The sequence below is a fragment of the Mesorhizobium sp. WSM4808 genome, assembly GCF_055811675.1.
This window is the reverse complement of the sequence record NZ_JBVVQX010000001.1, coordinates 535,160-553,084: the sequence shown is the minus strand read 5'-3', so window position 1 is coordinate 553,084 and position 17,925 is coordinate 535,160. Positions and strand designations below refer to the sequence as shown.

General features: G+C 62.6%; 22 protein-coding genes and 1 pseudogene. 13 read left to right on the top strand and 10 right to left on the bottom strand.

What is annotated here, in order from left to right:
* Positions 1-141 precede the first annotated feature (141 nt).
* Positions 142-702, top strand: a complete 561-nt coding sequence (locus tag AC0L2U_RS02660) for an ankyrin repeat domain-containing protein (RefSeq protein WP_473601361.1) — start codon at positions 142-144, stop codon at positions 700-702.
* A gap of 43 nt (positions 703-745) precedes the next feature.
* Here the strand turns inward: AC0L2U_RS02660 and AC0L2U_RS02655 are convergent, their stop codons facing one another.
* Together AC0L2U_RS02655 and AC0L2U_RS02650 are read right to left on the bottom strand one after the other, a co-directional pair.
* Positions 746-1,273, bottom strand: coding sequence for a gamma carbonic anhydrase family protein (locus AC0L2U_RS02655; RefSeq protein ID WP_127332112.1), 528 nt, complete (start codon positions 1,271-1,273; stop codon positions 746-748).
* Between the two features lie 19 nt (positions 1,274-1,292).
* Positions 1,293-1,634, bottom strand: a complete 342-nt coding sequence (locus AC0L2U_RS02650) for a DUF6949 family protein (protein ID WP_127291442.1) — start codon at positions 1,632-1,634, stop codon at positions 1,293-1,295.
* Between the two features lie 125 nt (positions 1,635-1,759).
* On the opposite strand from AC0L2U_RS02650, the gene AC0L2U_RS02645 reads away from it, so the two are divergent.
* The gene (locus tag AC0L2U_RS02645; protein WP_127810285.1) at positions 1,760-2,485 is read left to right on the top strand and encodes a hypothetical protein; all 726 of its coding nucleotides are present in this window, start codon (positions 1,760-1,762) and stop codon (positions 2,483-2,485) included.
* Positions 2,486-2,554: 69 nt separating this feature from the next.
* Here the strand turns inward: AC0L2U_RS02645 and AC0L2U_RS02640 are convergent, their stop codons facing one another.
* Entirely contained in the window at positions 2,555-2,758 is a 204-nt protein-coding gene (locus AC0L2U_RS02640) for a DUF3126 family protein (RefSeq protein WP_013531334.1), read from the bottom strand.
* A 151-nt stretch (positions 2,759-2,909) separates the two neighbouring features.
* Complete coding sequence (cysE, locus tag AC0L2U_RS02635; RefSeq protein ID WP_013531333.1) at positions 2,910-3,758, bottom strand: serine O-acetyltransferase; 849 nt, start codon at positions 3,756-3,758, stop codon at positions 2,910-2,912.
* 147 nt (positions 3,759-3,905) lie between these two features.
* Here cysE and AC0L2U_RS02630 point away from each other — a divergent pair, with 147 nt between their 5' ends.
* On the top strand, positions 3,906-4,511 hold the full coding sequence (locus AC0L2U_RS02630; RefSeq protein ID WP_245481723.1) for an HD domain-containing protein: 606 nt from the start codon (positions 3,906-3,908) through the stop codon (positions 4,509-4,511).
* A 30-nt stretch (positions 4,512-4,541) separates the two neighbouring features.
* On the opposite strand, the gene AC0L2U_RS02625 is transcribed toward AC0L2U_RS02630, so the two are convergent.
* Complete coding sequence (locus AC0L2U_RS02625; RefSeq protein ID WP_256746167.1) at positions 4,542-5,447, bottom strand: LysR family transcriptional regulator; 906 nt, start codon at positions 5,445-5,447, stop codon at positions 4,542-4,544.
* Positions 5,448-5,568: 121 nt separating this feature from the next.
* Between AC0L2U_RS02625 and AC0L2U_RS02620 the strand changes: the two genes are divergently transcribed.
* The 7 genes from AC0L2U_RS02620 (at position 5,569) to speB (ending at position 11,442) form a co-directional block, all read left to right on the top strand.
* The gene (locus tag AC0L2U_RS02620; protein WP_292701494.1) at positions 5,569-6,561 is read left to right on the top strand and encodes an ABC transporter substrate-binding protein; all 993 of its coding nucleotides are present in this window, start codon (positions 5,569-5,571) and stop codon (positions 6,559-6,561) included.
* A 103-nt stretch (positions 6,562-6,664) separates the two neighbouring features.
* The gene (locus AC0L2U_RS02615; RefSeq protein ID WP_236383447.1) at positions 6,665-7,447 is read left to right on the top strand and encodes an ABC transporter permease; all 783 of its coding nucleotides are present in this window, start codon (positions 6,665-6,667) and stop codon (positions 7,445-7,447) included.
* A gap of 10 nt (positions 7,448-7,457) precedes the next feature.
* The gene (locus AC0L2U_RS02610) at positions 7,458-8,228 is read left to right on the top strand and encodes an ABC transporter ATP-binding protein (RefSeq protein WP_127396858.1); all 771 of its coding nucleotides are present in this window, start codon (positions 7,458-7,460) and stop codon (positions 8,226-8,228) included.
* Complete coding sequence (locus tag AC0L2U_RS02605; protein ID WP_256746165.1) at positions 8,225-8,980, top strand: SDR family NAD(P)-dependent oxidoreductase; 756 nt, start codon at positions 8,225-8,227, stop codon at positions 8,978-8,980. The genes AC0L2U_RS02610 and AC0L2U_RS02605 overlap by 4 nt, the downstream gene beginning before the upstream one ends.
* On the top strand, positions 8,974-9,681 hold the full coding sequence (locus tag AC0L2U_RS02600; protein WP_473601359.1) for an SDR family NAD(P)-dependent oxidoreductase: 708 nt from the start codon (positions 8,974-8,976) through the stop codon (positions 9,679-9,681). Before AC0L2U_RS02605 ends, AC0L2U_RS02600 begins: the two co-directional genes overlap by 7 nt.
* Positions 9,682-9,693: 12 nt before the next feature.
* Positions 9,694-10,464 (top strand): creatininase, encoded by a 771-nt coding sequence (locus AC0L2U_RS02595; RefSeq protein ID WP_127396855.1) that lies wholly within the window; start codon positions 9,694-9,696, stop codon positions 10,462-10,464.
* A 12-nt stretch (positions 10,465-10,476) separates the two neighbouring features.
* The gene (gene speB, locus AC0L2U_RS02590) at positions 10,477-11,442 is read left to right on the top strand and encodes an agmatinase (RefSeq protein ID WP_473601358.1); all 966 of its coding nucleotides are present in this window, start codon (positions 10,477-10,479) and stop codon (positions 11,440-11,442) included.
* Positions 11,443-11,480: 38 nt separating this feature from the next.
* Here speB and AC0L2U_RS02585 read toward each other — a convergent pair whose 3' ends face one another.
* Genes AC0L2U_RS02585 through AC0L2U_RS02575 form a run of 3 tightly spaced genes read right to left on the bottom strand, consistent with a single transcriptional unit; the run spans position 11,481 to position 13,450 of the window.
* Positions 11,481-12,248, bottom strand: a complete 768-nt coding sequence (locus tag AC0L2U_RS02585) for an alpha/beta fold hydrolase (RefSeq protein ID WP_473601357.1) — start codon at positions 12,246-12,248, stop codon at positions 11,481-11,483.
* A gap of 20 nt (positions 12,249-12,268) precedes the next feature.
* Entirely contained in the window at positions 12,269-12,829 is a 561-nt protein-coding gene (locus tag AC0L2U_RS02580) for a DUF192 domain-containing protein (RefSeq protein ID WP_292660523.1), read from the bottom strand.
* A 24-nt stretch (positions 12,830-12,853) separates the two neighbouring features.
* On the bottom strand, positions 12,854-13,450 hold the full coding sequence (locus AC0L2U_RS02575; RefSeq protein WP_032901396.1) for a cold-shock protein: 597 nt from the start codon (positions 13,448-13,450) through the stop codon (positions 12,854-12,856).
* A gap of 217 nt (positions 13,451-13,667) precedes the next feature.
* Between AC0L2U_RS02575 and gloA the strand changes: the two genes are divergently transcribed.
* Both gloA and AC0L2U_RS02565 read left to right on the top strand, forming a co-directional pair.
* Entirely contained in the window at positions 13,668-14,108 is a 441-nt protein-coding gene (gene gloA, locus AC0L2U_RS02570) for a lactoylglutathione lyase (protein WP_127332092.1), read from the top strand.
* 145 nt (positions 14,109-14,253) lie between these two features.
* Positions 14,254-14,547 (top strand): DUF2218 domain-containing protein, encoded by a 294-nt coding sequence (locus tag AC0L2U_RS02565; protein ID WP_128290007.1) that lies wholly within the window; start codon positions 14,254-14,256, stop codon positions 14,545-14,547.
* Positions 14,548-14,555: 8 nt separating this feature from the next.
* Here the strand turns inward: AC0L2U_RS02565 and AC0L2U_RS02560 are convergent.
* A pseudogene (locus AC0L2U_RS02560) lies at positions 14,556-15,121 on the bottom strand (DUF1697 domain-containing protein).
* Positions 15,118-16,374 (bottom strand): threonine ammonia-lyase IlvA, encoded by a 1,257-nt coding sequence (gene ilvA / locus AC0L2U_RS02555; protein WP_128290005.1) that lies wholly within the window; start codon positions 16,372-16,374, stop codon positions 15,118-15,120. The pseudogene AC0L2U_RS02560 and the gene ilvA overlap by 4 nt, the downstream one beginning before the upstream one ends.
* Before the next feature lie 466 nt (positions 16,375-16,840).
* Between ilvA and AC0L2U_RS02550 the strand changes: the two genes are divergently transcribed.
* Positions 16,841-17,914, top strand: a complete 1,074-nt coding sequence (locus tag AC0L2U_RS02550; protein WP_473601356.1) for an alpha/beta hydrolase — start codon at positions 16,841-16,843, stop codon at positions 17,912-17,914.
* The last annotated feature ends 11 nt before the right edge of the window (positions 17,915-17,925 follow it).

Genomic DNA, 17,925 nt, shown 5'->3' with positions numbered 1-17,925 from the left:
AATTTCTGGCGGAGAATCGAAAACCAATCAGCCTGCGGTAGGCTGAAGATCCCAATCTCATTCAGTCGAATCGTCCCGCCTTCCCACGCCCGGAAGATCGAGGCACTATAGGCCGTCAGTTTCGCCTTCTGGATCACGGCCATGTTGGAAATCCCGGAAGATCGATGCGAGCGCCATCGCCTGTTCAACGTTATCGACGATTCCTTCAAGGCCGGCGACTTCGAGGGCCTCGGCGTGGCGTTGGGCGGCTCTTCCCGCTGGTTCGACGAGCGCATGCCGTTCGAGCTCGGCCTCGGGCATCCGCTGGAATATGCGATCTATTGGAGCCCCGTCGGCTTCATCTCGTCTTTGCTGGATGCCGGCTCGAATCCAAACTATCAGGATCACGGCGGGTTTCCGTCCATCATTGCAGCGCTGTCCACCGACCGCGCCGACCGGCTGGACATCGTGCGGGTGTTGATCGACGGCGGTGCCGACCCCAACATGCGGGGCGTCAACGACTGGACTCCGCTGCACTATTCGGTGGCCATCCGCAGTGTCGATGCGATCGGCCTGCTTTTGGCGGCGGGCGCCGACCCGGTGCTCGAAACCCGCATCGATGACTACAGGAACGTGATCGAGGAAGCCGAGATTGCCGGCTTTGAAGCCGGTGCCTCCTTGCTGCGCGATGCGATGGCCGGGCGCAACTCCGACAGACAGTGAGTTGGGGCGCTACGAACCACCGCCAGCAAATGCCAGGCTGACCTCAGACCTTCTTCAACCCCGCCTGGAAGCGCTTGCCGTTGGCAACGTAGTGCGCCGCCGAGCCGCGCAACCTTGCCACGGCCGCGTCGTCCAGCACCCTGATCGCCTTGGCAGGCGAGCCGACGATCAGCGAATTGTCCGGGAATTCCTTGCCTTCGGTGACCAGCGCACCGGCGCCAACCAGAGAATTCCTGCCGATTTTCGCGCCGTTCAGCACGATGGCGCCCATGCCGATCAGGCTGTTGTCGCCGATCGTGCAGCCATGCAGCAAGGCGCGGTGGCCGATCGTGCAGCCTTCCCCGATCGTCAGCGGGAAGCCGGGATCGGTGTGCATGACAGTATGTTCCTGCACGTTGGTATCGGCGCCGATGACGATGGGCTCATTGTCGCCACGGATGACGGCGCCAAACCAGAAGCCGGCATTGCGTCCGACCCTGACGTCGCCGATCAGCGTCGCATCGGGCGCGATCCAGTTCGAATCCGCATCGGCGAAGCTGGGCTCTGTTCCATCGATCGCATAAAGCGGCATTTCTGCTCTCCGAATCGTCTCAGCCTGGCAGCTCGGACCCTAGGAGACGGACCGTCCATGAGGCAATGGCAAGCACGACGACGCCCAGCGCCAAGGTCCACGCAATTGCCGTGCAGCCGCAGGACATCAGCGCCAACGTTGAAATGCGGCGCTGACGCCGGGCATCGATGGCATCATTGACCAGCATGAAGGGTCCGGCACAGGCCGTGGCGAGCAGCGAGCGCAAGACATGTGACGGCGACACATAGGGTTCGGTGAAGGCGACCTTGCGGCCCGACACCAGTTCCATAGCCGATCCGGCCAGCCCGCAGGCCGTCAACCCGACGGCAAAAGCAAAGAGTGTGAGTTCCAGCGGTCCCATCTTAACTTTCCATTTACCATGAAATTGCACAGTCGTTCCACGCAGGCTGCAAGAGCCGTGCCGTACGATGTGTGCCGCCCAGGGACACTGGAGGCGGACGGACGGCCCGAGATCCGAGGACTGAGATGAAGCAGGCAGTGCTCGCCAACGAACTCACTGTGGTCGATTCTAGGCTGATGAAGCGGGTGCTCTACGGATTCGCGGCGCTGGCCCTGCTTTCAGCAGCGATCAGCCTTGCAGGCAAATGGTTCGGCCATTCGATCGCCATGGCCGGATACACCGACGACGCAACGATGCACCAGGTGGTGATCGGCAACAATGTCATCACGGTCCCGGCCAACGCCATCCGTTTCGCCCAGGCCCGGCGCGACGGCATCGCCTCGCGGCTCGACCTCTATCTGCGCTATCCCCAGATGGACGGCTACAGCGAGGCGGCGCGGGATGATTTCAACCATACGGGGACAGCCAAAAGCATCGTCTTTCTGGCCTTCGAACAGCAGATGATGTCGCGTGACATGAGTGGCCGCTTCGCGCCGATCTACAGCTCGTTGATCACCCAACCCGGCATTGTCGGGCCTGGCGGCACGATGATTTATGGTTTCAACGAGAAATCAGGCTATCTGAACGAGGTGCTGGTTGTCGGCAATCGCCCCGGCAAGGAGCCGTTCGTGGCCCGTTGCCTGAGCGGACCGAGTGCCGACCAATCGCTGGCGCCTTGCGAGCGCGACATCCAGGTCGGCGACGAGCTCAGCCTCACCTATCGCTTCCCAAGGGAGTTTCTGGGCGATTGGCAGGCGCTCGACGCGGCAATCGCCACTGAAGCCGGGCGCGTCCTGAAAACAGGACAGTAAGAAAGCCTCGGAAGGTGCGGCCGGCCGGCCGCATTCGAGGCGGAGCCGGCCGAGCGCAAAATCGCTGGCTCAGGCCAGATCGATGTCGAGGATCGCCATCGAGAAATTGTAATCGCCGTCGTCCTCGTCCTTGAAGACGATGCCGAGGAATTCGTCGCCGACATAGACCTCGGCCGAATCGTCCTTGCGCGGCCGTGCCTTGACCTCGAGCTTGGGGTTCTGGAAGACGCGCTTGAAATAGGCGTCCAGCTTTCTGATTTCGTCCGGCTTCAACAGTCTTCTCCGATCATCGGGCTTGCTCGTTCGAACGCGCTTCTGGCACGTCGACAATGGCGATGTAAAGGCAAGCGGCCTGATAAGGCGAGACAACCACCTACTCATGCCAGCGGCCGGAATCCGGCAGCAGGCGGCGGCCTCGTGAAAATCAGATGTCGAAGCTGACGACCTGATCCATCGTCTGCGACGGCAGAAGCTGGTCCATCTGGCGCGACGGCTGATCGCAGCCGGTCTCGCCGACGACGCGGGCCGGCACGCCGGCAACTGTCTTGTTGTGCGGCACAGGCGACAGCACCACCGAGCCGGCGGCAATCTTCGAGCAATGGCCGATTTCGATGTTGCCGAGGATCTTGGCGCCGGCGCCGATCAGCACGCCGTAGCGGATCTTGGGGTGGCGGTCGCCGCCGGCCTTGCCGGTGCCGCCCAGTGTCACGCCGTGCAGGATCGACACGTCATCCTCGATGACAGCGGTCTCGCCGACCACGAGGCCGGTGGCATGGTCGATGAAGATGCCCTTGCCGATGCGGGCGGCCGGGTTGATGTCGGTCTGGAACACCGAAGACGAGCGGCTCTGCAGGTAGAGCGCGAAATCCTTGCGCCCCTGATTCCACAGCCAATGCGCCAGCCGATGGGTCTGGATGGCGTGGAAACCCTTGAAATAGAGCACAGGCATGATGAAGCGATCGCAAGCCGGATCGCGATCATAATAGGCCTGGATGTCGACACGCACCGTCGTCGGCCACTCCTTGTCGTCGGCCAGCATGGACTTGAACGTCTGGCGGATGAGATCGGAGCCGATGTCCTGGTGCGCCAGCCGCTCGGCCAGCCGGTGAATGACTGCTTCCTCCAGGCTGTCCTGGTTGAGGATGGTCGAATAGAGGAATGCAGCGAGCAGCGGGTCGCGGTTGACAGCCTCCATGGCCTCGTCGCGGATCGAACGCCAGATCGGATCGACGGGCTTCAATGCGCTGTGTCGGGAAATGCTGATGCTGTTCATCGCCGTCTCGTCCTGCGTCCTGCCTGGCTTGCCTGTTGTGCTTGCCTGTTGCCTGGCCGCACATATAAGCCAGATGATAGCACGATTGAACTCAATTTTCCTTAGTGCTTTGTCAAATGGATTTGGTTCGCGGGAATTCAAGCAGCCATGGAAAACGAACCCTTGATCGACGACGCGCTGAAAAGCGAGCTTTCGGCTCTCTACCGGGCGCCAGGCCGCCACTATCACAACCTTTTCCATATCGAGGCAATGCTGGCGCTCGCTGGCGACTGTCGAGAATTGCTCGGCGACCCCGAGGCGATCGAAGCGGCGATCTGGTTCCACGATGCCGTCTATGACAGCAAGGCCAAGGACAATGAGGCGCAAAGTGCTGCCCTTGCCGAGAAAAAGCTGGCGGGCCGCGCAAATCCTTCACGCCTCAACCGCATCTCGGCAATGATCGTCGCCACCGCCACGCACCAGGTGTCGCCGTTCGAAGACGCGGCGGCCACACGGGACGCAAGTCTTTTCCTGGATATGGATCTGTCGATCCTGGGAGCCGCGCCGGACGCCTTCGACGCCTATGAGCGCGCCGTGCGGCGCGAGTACCACTGGGTGGAGGAGCCGATGTGGCGGGCCGGACGCAGTGCTGTCCTGAAGACTTTCCTCGCCCGCCCGCACATCTTCCACACTGAAGAGTTTCGCCAGCGCTTCGAACCGCAGGCCAGGGAAAACATGACGCGGTCATTGCAGGCCCTGCAAACCCCTTTGTGATCTTCGCCGGTGGCGCGCTTGCATGTCTCCCTATCCCGCCACGGGCGTTGCATCGAACAATGCACCGAGAAACGCCTGAACAAGCGAGCGCTGGGCGTCGGTCTTGCGATAGGCGACGCGGTGTATGGAACTGAACGAATAGGCCCTTGGCTTGATTGCCCGCATGTCTCCGGCCGCGACCCAGGGATCGGCAAAATGGCACGGCAGAAAGCCGATGAAGTTGCCCGACAGGATCAGCATCAACTGCGCTTCCATGTGCACGACCGATGCACTCGCCTTGGGATGGCCGACCAGGTAGAGGTCGTCGAAATGCCGATAGCTGCGCACCGAGAACCGCGCGGCGTCGACGGCGCCTTGATCGATCCTTGAATCGAGCATCGCAAAGAGCGGGTGCCGGCGGCCGCAATAGAGAAGATGCGGTTCGCCGCAATAGTCGCGATAGACAACCCCAGGCGCTTTCTGCGACAGCGGCCCGATGACAACGTCGCGACCGCCATCGGCGACTTGTTGCTCGAGTTCGGACGGCGTACCCACCGAAAGGTCGATGAAGACGTCGGAATCCGGCCCCATGAAGCGGCTAAGCGCGTGCTGGATACCCAGTTCGCCACTGGTGAAGACCCCATCAGACGTGCCGACCCGCAAGCGGCCCGACAGGCTGCCGCTGGCTGCATTGATGCGATGTCCGAAATCGTCAAGGTCGCGGAACAGCTTCTGCGCCGCATCGTAGGTTGCCTGTCCAACCTCGGTCAGGCGGAATTGCTTGCGCCCGCGATGGCAGAGTTGGGCACCGATGCGTTTCTCCAGCTCCGCCAGATGCGTGCTCAGCGTCGGCTGTGACAGGTTGAGCGTGATTTGCGCAGCGGCGAACCCGCCTGAATCGGCCAGCGCCACGAAAACGCGCAGCAGGCGGATATCGATATTGTCCAGCCGGCGCATGCCATTCCCCATGATGCACAGAACGATACATCGATGTTATTCGATGTATCGTTCTAAATAAACTCATTTACATCAATGTCAGAAATCGCGAGCCTGTACGGAACAAAATTGGGGAACAATCATGAAACCGTTACTCGGCACCGCCTTGTCCGCAGCCCTCATGCTCGCCAGTTCGCAGCTCGCCTTCAGCGCCGACCAAATCCGCATCCTTGCGCCGACATGGCTGGGATTCGCGCCTGTCCATATCGCCAGCGACCTTGGCTGCTTCGCCGCCAGGGGCCTTGATGTCAGCATCAAGTTCGAGGACGACCTGACCAACGTCATGGCAGCGATGGCGCGCGGCGACATCGAGATGCAGATGCGCTCGGTCGGCGAATATCAGGGCCGCCCGCGCGACGCCTCGACGCCCGGCATCATCATCGGCACGATCGACGAATCCGTCGGTGGCGACGGCGTCATCACCGATGACAAGATCAAGTCGGTTGCCGATCTCAAGGGCAAGGTTGTCGCGGCCGAGCCCAACATCCCCTCGCGCCTGCTGCTGCAGATGGAGCTGAAGCAGGCGGGCCTGTCGCTGAAGGATCTGCAGATCAAGGACATCGCGACGGCCGATACGGGTGCGGTTTTCGTCGATGAATCGATCGCGGCGATCGCGACCTACGAACCGTTCATGTCGCAGGCGCTGAAGGCCTCGACCCGCACCGGTGCCCGCATGCTGATCTCGTCCAAGGATCATCGCGGCATCATCATCGACGCGATCATCGCCCGCAACGACGACTTCAAGGCGAACCCCGACAAATACGCAAAATTTCTCGGCTGCATCTATGAGGCGGTCGATTTCATCAAGGCCGAGCCGGAAAAATTCGCCGACATGGCGTCCAAGCATTTCGGCCTGACGCCTGCCGAAGTGACCGACATCGTCAACTCCAGCCTGTCCTACACGACGCTTGCAGAATCCCTGGCCTACATGGGCAAGCCGGGAGAAAAAGGCACGTTGCACGGGATATTCGACACGGTGATGGATCTAAACCTGGAGAACGGCGCCGCCGACAACAGACTGGTGGCGGCGGACCAGATCGACAGTTCAGCGATCAACAAGATCCCGGCGAAATAGCGGCCGCGCGGCCGGGCCGGCAGCTTGTCTCGGCTGTCGGCAGCGATGTCATTCCGGCTCGCGCCGGTGACGGCCGTTCTTTCGATCATCCGGGGATAGTGATTTGTTCAGCAGCCTGTTTGTCTTCCGCGGTCGCGCATCGCCGATGCTGGAGTTTGCCGTCAGTGTCGCCGCGGCTGTGCTCGTCGTTGCCCTGTGGGAGCTGGCGGCGCGCGCGGGCATCATTGCGCCGCAGTTCCTGCCCTCGCCGAGCCGCGTCGTCATTGCCCTGTGGACGATGCTGACCGAGCAGAACCTGCTGTGGCACGTCGCGGTTTCGACCACCCGTGTCTGGATTGCCTTCCTGCTGGCCGCCGTCATGGCGATCCCGATCGGCATCATGATGAGCAGCTACCGGATCGTCGGCGCCGCCCTCGAGCCGATGATCGATTTCATCCGCTACCTGCCGGTCCCCGCACTCGTGCCGCTGTCGATCATCTGGTTCGGCGTCGGCGAGGAGACCAAGATCTTCCTGCTCTGGCTGGGGACGTTCTTCCAGCTCGTGCTGCTCGTCGCCGACGACATGCGGCGCGTGCCGCAGGAGTTCGTCGAGGTCGCCCGCACCGTCGGTGCCAATTCGAGGCAGGTCATGGTCGACGTCGCCCTGCGCTGGATGGGCCCGACGTTGCTCGACAATCTGCGCATCACGCTCGGCTGGTGCTGGACCTATCTGATCATCGCCGAGATCGTCGCCGCCGATTCCGGCATCGGCTATGTGATCTGGACGGCCCGGCGCTTCGTCAAGACGCCCGAGGTCATGGCCGGCGTCGTCGTCATCGGCTTGATCGGCCTTGTCACCGACCAGCTTTTGCGCCTGCTTCACCGCCGGCTGTTCCGGTATCTGTGAGGAGCATGACATGACCGGATATGTTCAATTCGTCGACACGGCCAAGTCCTTTGGCCCCGTCGATGTCGTGCGAAACACCAGCCTTGGCCTCGACCGCAATTCGCTGGTCGTCTTCCTCGGCCCCTCGGGCTGCGGCAAGACCACCCTGATGCGCATGGTCGGCGGCCTCGACGAACCGAGTTCGGGCTCGATCCTGCTCGGTGGGGAAAAGGTCGTCAGGCCGGACCGTCGGCGCGGCATGGTGTTCCAGTCCTATTCGTCGTTTCCCTGGCTGACGGTCAAAAACAACATCGCCTTCGGTATGCGCTACAGGAAGGACCTCGGTGCCACCGAAAGAGCCGAGCGTATCAGCCACTATCTCAAGCTGTTCGGGCTCGCAGACTTTGCCGACTCCTATCCAAACCGTATCTCGGGAGGCATGCGCCAGCGCGTGGCCATAGCCCGCACGCTCGCCGCGGGTTCGGACGTGCTGTTGATGGACGAGCCCTTCGGCGCGCTCGACGCGCTGACGCGCGAGCGGCTTCAGGTCGAGCTGCGGCAGATCCAGATCCGCGAGGAAAAGACCATCATCTTCGTCACCCACGACGTCGAAGAAGCCGTATTTCTCGCCGACCGGATCATCCTGTTCTCGCGCCGTCCAGCCTCGATCGTCGCCGATATCGACGTGGCGGCAGAGCTTGGCCCGGACCGGCCGCTGGAGATTCGCGAAACCCAGAAATTCTTCGAGCTGCGCAACAAGGTCCTGCATCTGATCCGCAACGAAACCGGAGTGGTCGTATGAGCCTCTCCTTTTCCGGAAAGACGGTCGTGATCACCGGAGCGAGCCGAGGCATCGGGCTCGGCATCGCCAAGGGCTTCGCCCAGGCCGGCGCCAGCCTGCACCTCATTGCCAACGACGCGGCCGTGCACGAACGGGCCCACGACTTGGGCGCCACAGGCACGGAGGCCGACATCGCCGACCGCGAGGCGGTCGGCGCGGCCCTCGAACCGATCTCCCGGATCGACGTGCTCATCAACAATGCCGGCCTCGAGCTGATGACGCCGATCACTGACAGCAGCGACGAGGCCGAAGCCGCCTTCCGGCGCATCATCGAGATCAACGTCATCGGCACGGCGCTTGTCACCGCGCGCGCCTTGCCGCGCATGCAGGCCGGCGCTTCGATCATCAACACCGCATCGATCTGGGGCCGCGTCGCCGAAGCGCGGTTCGGCGCCTATGTCGCATCCAAGCACGCCATCATCGGGCTGACGAAAACCTGGGCCAAGGAACTTGGATCGAGGGGCATCCGCGTCAATGCGGTCTGTCCGGGATGGGTCCGCACGGAAGCATCGATGCGCTCGCTTGGCCGCATGGCCGAGCAAGGCGGCGTCAGTGAAGCAGCACTGCTCGAAGACATCGTCGGCGCGCAAGCCCTGCCCGGCCTGATGGAGCCGGCCGACATGGCCGGCACCTACCTGTTCCTGGCGTCGGATCTCGCGGCCAACATCACCGGGCAGTCGCTCGGCGTCGACAGGGGAGAAGTGCCTTGGTAACTCCATTGCACGGAAAACGCGCGCTGGTCACCGGTGCGGCCAGCGGCATCGGCCGCGCGACCGCGCTCGCCTTACGGGACGCCGGAGCCATGGTTCTCGGCTTCGATCTCAAGGCATCTGAAGGCGATATCCCGATCCTTGCCTGCGACCTTGCCAATGAGGCCGACATCATTGCCGCGGTCAGGCAGGGCGCGCAACGGATCGGCGGCTACGACATTCTGGTCAACAATGCCGGCATCCTCCAGGAAGCAGCGCTTGAGGCGATTTCGCTCGACCATGTCGACCGCATGTTCGCCGTCAATGTGCGCGGCGCCATCATCGTGGCACGGGAAGTCCTGCCGCACCTTCCCGATGGCGGCCGCATCATCAACATCGCCTCCGAGCTCGCCTATCTCGGCCGGGCGAGCGTCTCGGTCTATTGCGCGACCAAGGCGGCATTGCTCGGCCTGACCCGCTCCTGGGCGCGCGAGCTTGCGCCTCGCATCCTGGTCAACGCCGTGGCGCCGGGGCCGACAGACACGCCGCTTCTCGGTTTCGAGGCGCTGAGCGAGAGCCAGCGCGCGCTTGAAACAACACACCCGCTGGGGCGGATCGGCCGCCCGGATGAGATCGCCTCCGCGGTGGTCTTCCTTGCCGGCCCCGGCGCCACCTTCTTCACCGGACAATGCCTGGGCGCCAATGGTGGCGCGGCGATGCTTTGAAATGGGATGATCATGAAAGACCGAGTTTTCCTCGCTGAACTGCCATGGCCCGAAGCCGAGAAGAGGATCGCCGCCGGCGCGCCTATCTTCCTGCCGCTCGGCTCGACCGAACAGCATGGCCACCACATGGCGATGAATGTCGATGTCGTGCTTCCCACCGCCATCGCCGAGACAGTGGCGAAGCAGGTCGGCGGCCTCGTCGCGCCGACCATCGCTTACGGCAACCGCTCGCAGCCGAGAACAGGCGGCGGCCCGGCCTTCCCCGGCACGATCAACATCACGGCGCATACGTTTTCGCTGCTGGTCAAGGATGTGATCTGCGATCTCTATCGCCAGAAGGTCCGGCGCATCGTCGTCCTCAACGGCCACTACGAGAACATCGGCCCGTCGATCGAAGGCATCGAACTGGCGCTCGACGCCATCGGCCGCGAGCGTGCGGCGGATCTGACGATCCTGCGCATCGATCATTGGGAAATGGTGCGCACAGAGACGCTGGCGAAAGTGTTCCCCGATGGTTATCCCGGCATCGAGCTGGAACATGCGAGCGTCATCGAGACCTCGATGATGCTGGCGCTGCGTCCCGAGTTCGTCGATCTCGGCAAGGCACTGCATGACGGCCCGGCGCAGTTCAGGCCATATGATCGCTATCCCAAGCCGGCCGAGGAAGTGCCGCCATCCGGCGTGCTGTCGCTGACCGAGGGCTCATCAGCCGAAAAGGGCCGGTGGCTGCTCGACGACTGCGAGACCCGCATTGCGGAAATCGTCAAACGTGAATTCTTCTGAGGTGCCGACACCATGAGCAGCAATTTCTTCCAGCCGATCGACGCTTCCGCCGTTCCTCGCTTCGCCGGACTTTCGACCTTCATGAGACTGCCGGCCGTGGCAAGCGCGGAGGGGCTCGACATCGCGCTCGTCGGCATACCGTGGGACGGTGGCACCACCAATCGCGCCGGTGCGCGGCATGGTCCGCGCGAAATCCGCAACCAGTCGAGCCTGATGCGGCGTGCCCATCACGTCTCGGGGACCGAGCCGTTCAGCATCGCCAACGTCGCCGATGTCGGCGATCTCTCGGTCAATCCGATCAACCTGCTGGACGGGCTGAAGCGCATCGAGGACGGCATCGCGGCGATCATGGCAGTGGGCGCCATTCCGCTTGCAGCGGGCGGCGATCATCTGACGACGTTGCCGGTGCTGCGCGCCGTGGCCCGCAAGGCGCCCGTCGGCATGATCCATTTCGACGCGCATTCAGACACCAACGACCGTTATTTCGGTGACAATCCCTATACGCATGGCACGCCATTCCGCCGCGCCATCGAAGAGGGGTTGCTCGATCCCAAGCGCATCGTCCAGATCGGCATCCGCGGCTCGATATACGAACCCGGCGAACATGACTGGGCGGTCGCCCAGGGCATTCGCATCATCTACATGGAGGAGTTCGTCAGGCGGGGCGCGGCCAGCGTCATGGAAGAGGCGCGCGGCATCGTCGGCGATACGCCCATCTATGTGACCTTCGACATCGACTGCATCGACCCGTCGATGGCGCCTGGGACCGGAACGCCCGAGCTAGGCGGCTTCACCACCCGCGAGGCCCAGGAAATGGTCCGCCTGCTCGACGGATTGACCATTGTCGGTGCCGACGTCGTCGAGGTGGCGCCGCCTTTCGACTTGGGCGGAATGACGGCTCTTGCCGGCGCGACGATGATGTTCGAGCTGCTGTGCGTGATGGCGAAGTCGGTTCAAGCAGCGAGAGCGCCGGACTGAGCACAAGCATCAAATCCGCCTGATGCATCGCCGTCCGCTCAGAGCGGATTCTCGGCATAGAACTCCAGCACGCGCTGCTTGAAGGTCTTGTCCCCGACGGCCAGCATATGGTCGCGGCCCTCGATGTGAAAGGCCCTGGCGTTCGGCATCAACGCTGCAAGCTCATCGGGCGAGCCGCCAATGTCGTCGGTCGTTCCGACAGCGACCAGCGTCGGCTGGGCGATGCGGGCGATATCCTGCTCGCTCAGCAATTCGCGCGATTTGGCGATGCAAGCGGCCAAGGCCCGGCGATCGCTGCGGGTCTGGTCGGCGAAGGCGCGAAACGACCGGCCGCGCGGATGGCTGGTGGCGGCCGGATCATCGGCAAGCAGGGCGGCGGCGATCGGATCCCAATCGCCGACACCGTCGACCATGCCGATGCCGAGACCGCCGAAGACCAGCGTCGCCACCTTGTCCGGATCGGACAGCGCCATGAACGCCGCGATGCGAGCGCCCATCGAATAACCCATGACATGGGCGCGCTCGATGCCGAGATGGCCGAGCAAGGCAGCGGCATCGGAAGCCATCTTGACCGGCGTGTAGTCGGCCTCCTCATAGCTCTTCGACGACGAGCCGTGGCCGCGATTGTCGAAGGCGATAGCGCGGTAACCGGCATCGTTCAGCGTCTTGAACCAGCCGGGCGACACCCAGTTGACATAATGGCTCGAGGCGAAGCCATGGATCATCAGCACCGGATCGCCCTCGCCCGATGCCGGCTGGCGGTCGAGGAAGGCAAGCTCGAAGCCGTCATGGGTGAAAGACTGCATCTGCGATCCCGCCTGTGTGCTCAACCGCCACCGTCATTTGGCGAATCGCCATTGTCGGCTGGTGGCATGCCGGGGCCGGATACCGTGCCCACGGCCGGATGGCGCAACAGGTCGCCATACTCGATGCCGTTCCTGGCGGCGGTGCCGGCCTTGAGCTCGAGCACGAAGCGAACCGGTACGCCGGGCGAAATGACGGCGTCCGATTGCGGCTCGCCGTGCTTGACCGCCCGGATCTTGCCATCCTGGCCGACGAAAATCAGATCAAGCGGCATTGGCGTGTTGTGCATCCAGAAGCCGACCTGCTGCTGGACCTCGAAGACGAACAGCATGCCGTGGTCGTCCGCCATGTCCTGGCGGTACATCAAGCCGGCCTCGCGCTCCGCGGCGGTGTCGGCCACTTCGATGGAAAAAGAGCGATCACCGCCTTTCGTCACCACGACCAATGGCGTCGGATCGGCCGGAAGGATCATCGCCCGGCTGTCCGCCGAGGTCGGCTTTTCGGAATAGAAATAACCACCGGCGGCGGCGATGAAGGCAATCGCGCACATCGCGCCCGCGGTCAGCCAGTTCCTGTAAGCCATTCGAGATCCTCGGCCGGAAACGCCCTAGTGCGAGACCGGCAAGGTCCCCATATCGGGGTGAATTTCGGCGGCCATAAGGCCTTTGTCGCCGCGCCCGAAACGAACCAGCACGACCTGTCCGGGCCGGAGCTCGGTGATACCGTAGCGGCGCAAGGTCTCCATATGGACGAAGATGTCCTCGGTGCCCTCGCCGCGGGTGAGAAAACCAAACCCCTTGGTGCGGTTGAACCATTTCACCAGGGCGCGTTCGAGACCGCTCTCCGGCGTCACCGCGACATGGGTGCGCTGCTCCTGCATCTCGGCCGGGTGGACCGCGGTGGTGACGTCCATAGAGAGCACCCGGAAGGCCTGCAATCCGCGGTCGCCATGTTTGACGAGGCAGACCACGCGTGCGCCCTCCAGGGCCGTCTGAAAGCCATCCCTTCGAAGACATGTCACATGGAGGAGGATATCGCCGGAAATGCCGTCATCCGGCAAAATGAAACCATAGCCCTTGGCCACATCGAACCACTTGATGGCGCCGGCTATTTCAAGCAAGTCCGCGGCATCGCCGCCTTCGTCACGCTGCAAGGCGTCGCCGAGGGGTCCGTCCCGCCCCGTCAAAGAGGCCTTTTCCCCCATAAGAATGCCCCCTTTTTTCAAGAACACCGCAACTGATTCTTGCCAACAGATTAACACTGCGGCTTCCGGTCTGTGCAAGACCTGCCGTGCCTTTTTTCACGGTTCATTTGGGCAATACCGGATTTGTTCTTTGCCGGCATTGCGCACCGCCGCACGATTGCCCTTTGACAGGGCCGACCCTATGTTGCGCCGCAACGCAATTTATCGAGGAAATCACATGCGCTATCTGCACACCATGATCCGCGTCACCGACGTCGATGCCTCGCTCGACTTCTACTGCAACAAGCTCGGCCTCAAGGAAGTGCGCCGCTACGAAAACGAGCAAGGCCGCTTCACGCTGATCTTCCTCGCGGCCTCCGAAGACGAGCAAAGCGGCATCGCCGACAAGGCACCGCTGGTCGAACTGACCTACAATTGGGATCCGGAAGACTACAAGGGCGGACGCAATTTCGGCCACCTCGCTTATGAGGTCGACGACATCTACGCCACCTGCCAGCATCTGATGGACAATGGCGTCATCATCAACCGGCCGCCGCGCGACGGCAACATGGCTTTCGTCAAGTCGCCGGACGGCATCTCGATCGAGCTTCTGCAGAAAGGCCCGGCCAAGGCCAAGGCGGAGCCCTGGGCTTCGATGGCGAACACCGGAAGCTGGTAGCCGATCACGCTGTCTTGAGCGGACAATACCAGGCTGATGGACCGGCACCGTTTGGTTTTTCAGGGGCGGCGCCTATCTGTCTGGCTGAGGCGCCAGGCTTGGGCCGGCGCCCAGCCATGCAACCGGCGCTTGCCCAGGAGAATTCATGCCGACCAGCCATGCCGACGTCGCCACCGAACATGCCAGCCGCTACCTGCAGCAGCTGTGCAAGCACTGGGCGCACAAATTCCCGGTCGAGTTCGATCCCACCCACGGCACCATCGATCTTTCAATGGGCCCTACCGTCATGGATGCCGATGCGGCGACACTGCATATCACGGTGTCGACTGACGAAGCAGGATCGATCGAGCGCCTGGAAGGCGTTGTCGCCGATCACATCAAGCGCTTTGCTTTCCGCGAAGAACTGACCTTCGATTGGAAACCCGCTCCGGCAGCTTAGGCGGCGAATTACTTCCCACCGGCCGGAGCGGCCATCTCCAGCAGCGCCTGCACCGAGCGCCAGTTGCGCGCGGTGCCCGGCACTTTCAGCACGCGCGGGATCAGCCCGGCAAACACCGATTTGCCCAGCCCGTCCGGCGCGTGCAAGTAGAGCACATCGCCCTTGATCTCGAAGCGTTCGGGGCCGGTGCACTTTTCGGTCAGTCGCGCCACCTCGTCCGCTGTCGGCTCGCGCTCCAGCACATAGGCATGCAGCTTGGTATGTTCCCCGGCAACTTCCGGGTAAGGGTTTTCGTTCACCAGCCGCTCGAACCAGGAAAGATCGCGCACCATGATGCGCGAATAAAAACCCCATTTCTTCTCGAAGGCTGCTTCGATCTGTTTCGCCAGTGTCGCTGCGTCGCCCTTCTTCGCCCGGAGCACGGCATTGCCGCTCTGCACGTAGGTGGCGACATCGGAAAAGCCGAGACCCTCGAAGAACGACCGCAGCTCCGCCATTTGACGATGCGGTTGCCGCCGACATTGATGCCGGAAAACAGCGCGACGAAGATTTTTCCTGCCTCCTTGCCGCTCATATGATGAAACCGGCCAATGTCTCGTTGTCGGTGATGTCCTGATACTGGACGCCCTCGGCCTCGAACTTCGCCTTGAGCAGATCGAAATTGCGGCGGTCCTTGGTTTCGATGCCGATCAGCACCGAACCGAAATTGCGCGCCGATTTCTTCAGATATTCGAAACGGGCGATGTCGTCGTCGGGCCCGAGCAGTTCGAGGAAGTCTCGCAGCGCGCCGGGCCGCTGCGGAAAGCGGATGATGAAGTATTTCTTCAGCCCCTCGAAGCGTAGCGCCCGTTCCTTAACGTCCGGCAGCCGCTCGAAATCGAAATTGCCGCCCGAAACCACGGCAACGATGGTCTTGCCCCTGATCTCCTTCTTGGAGAAATCCTTGAGCGCATCGATCGCCAGCGCGCCGGCCGGCTCCAGCACGACGCCTTCGACGTTGAGCATTTCGATCATGGTGGCGCAGAGCCGGTTTTCCGGGATCAGCCGCACCGTTTCGGCCGGAAAATCCTTGAGATGACGCAACGGCTCGCGGCCGATCTCGGCCACCGCGGCGCCATCGACGAAATTGTCGACCTTGGCGAGTTTGAGCCGTTTTCCCGCCGCAAGGCTTTCGCGCAGGCTCGGCGCGCCTGCCGGTTCGCAGAAGACGAAGCGTGCTTCCCTGCCCTGATCGGCGAAATAATGGGTGACGCCAGCGGCAAGTCCGCCACCGCCGACCGGCAGCATGACGATATCGGGCATGCGGGCGCCCGGCATCTGGTCCGCGATCTCGTAGGCGACGGTTGCCTGGCCCTCGATAATGTCCTTGTGATCGAAGGGCGGCACCATATGGGCGCCGGAACTGCCAGTGAATTCCAGGGCCGCGCGATAGCAGTCGTCGAAGAAATCGCCGACCAGCCTGATCTCGATGAAATCGCCGCCGAACAGCTTGGTCTTGTCGATCTTCTGCTGCGGCGTCGTCACCGGCATGAACACAACGCCTCGCCTGCCGAAATGGCGGCAGACGAAAGCAAAACCCTGCGCGTGGTTGCCGGCGGACGCGCAGACGAACAGTTCAGCCTCGTTGCCGGCCGCCAGTGTCTTGCGGAAGAAATTGAAGGCGCCGCGGATCTTGTAAGAGCGGACCGGCGACAGATCCTCGCGCTTCAACAGCACCCGCGCACCGGTCTTTTTCGACAGATAATCGTTTTCCTGCAGCGGCGTTTCAGGGAAGATCTGGCGGATCGCGGCGGCAGCGGCAGCAACGCGGGAAGAGAAACTGTTCATCGGAAACCACCCTTGGGAAAGCCACCTTGTGTTGCACGCTGTCCGCGGACCTCTATCATTGATCGGGTCGCGCACGTTCGGTTGTTGAGCGCCGGGACAAGGTGCGGCGCGAGCCAGCCTATTGCATATCCGGCTACGTGGCGCCATCGTCCATCATGTGCGTCGTTCCGAGCGGAAATTCTGCGGAATATTTTCAGCTACTTGTGGGTGCATTCTAATGCCCCTTCGTATCGGGCGGCTTGAACTCGCTATCTCTGCGGGAATTGGAAAGCCGGCGACGGCGCCGCTCATTGCACGCATCACGCAGCCGTTTCCCGCCATTTTTGCTTTCGCGCAACACTGCGATGGCCGCAGCGGGGCGCCGATCACATTTCGACTGGACATGACTTAGTTCTGCCGCACTCTGCCTGTCCGGGAGGTATCGTGAGAATAGACAGGCCTTTCGGCCGGAGTTGGAAATTCAGGCGTGCCTTTGAAGAAGATTTTTGCCGTTCTCCTGGCCTTGTTCGTCGCCGGCTGCGCCGGCCAGCAAACACAGGAATTGCTGGGCAGCGCCATGGTGTCCGCGCCGGTGACGGAGATCGCCGGCAATCACTCGATCTTCATCGCCACGACGCGCAAGAAATCCGACGATCCCAACAAGGTTTTCGACGGCGAACGCTCGGCGACGCTGAACTATGCCCGCGTCAACGTCACCGTTCCGGGGCTTCACAAGACCGGCCAGATCGAGCGCCGCTCGCGCGGCAAGTCGGACGACCCGGCCAAATATTTCATGGCTTCCGAGGTCGTCGGCTACGACACGCAGCCGAAATTCTCCAGCGCGCTCAACGCCGACATCGCGGCGCGTGGCGGTCGCGTCATGGTCTTCGTGCATGGCTACAACACCGGCTTCGATGCCGCCGTCTATCGCCTCACCCAGATCGTCCACGATTCCGGCTATCCCGGCACACCAGTGCTGTTTTCCTGGGCATCGGGCGCAAGGACCACCGACTACGTTTATGACAAGGAAAGCGCCAGCGCCGCCCGCGACCAATTGGAGGTGACGCTCAGGATGCTGGAGCAGTCCGGCGCGCGGCGCATCGACATCGTCGCGCATTCGCTCGGGACCTGGGTCACCATGGAAACGCTGCGGCAGATGGCCATCACCGGCGACCGCGATCTCGGCGGCAAGCTCGGCGACGTGGTGCTGGCCTCGCCCGACATCGATGTCGACGTGTTCAAGAGCCAGATGCGGCGCTATGGCAAGCCCGACAAGCCGTTCATCCTGCTGTTGTCGGACGACGACCGCGCGCTGCGGCTCTCCGGCCTGATCGCCGGATCCCGGCCGCGCGTCGGCGACTACAAGGATGCCGCCGATCTCGCCTCCTATGGCGTGACGGTCGTCGACCTGTCCAAGGTCACGGGATCGGACAGCTTCAACCATACGAAGTTCGCCGACAATCCGACGCTGGTGAAGATGATCGGCCAGCGGCTACGCGAGGATGACGGCTTTGCCAGCGACCGTGACGTGACAGACCGCATCAGCCTGCTTGGACAATAGATGCGGTCCCG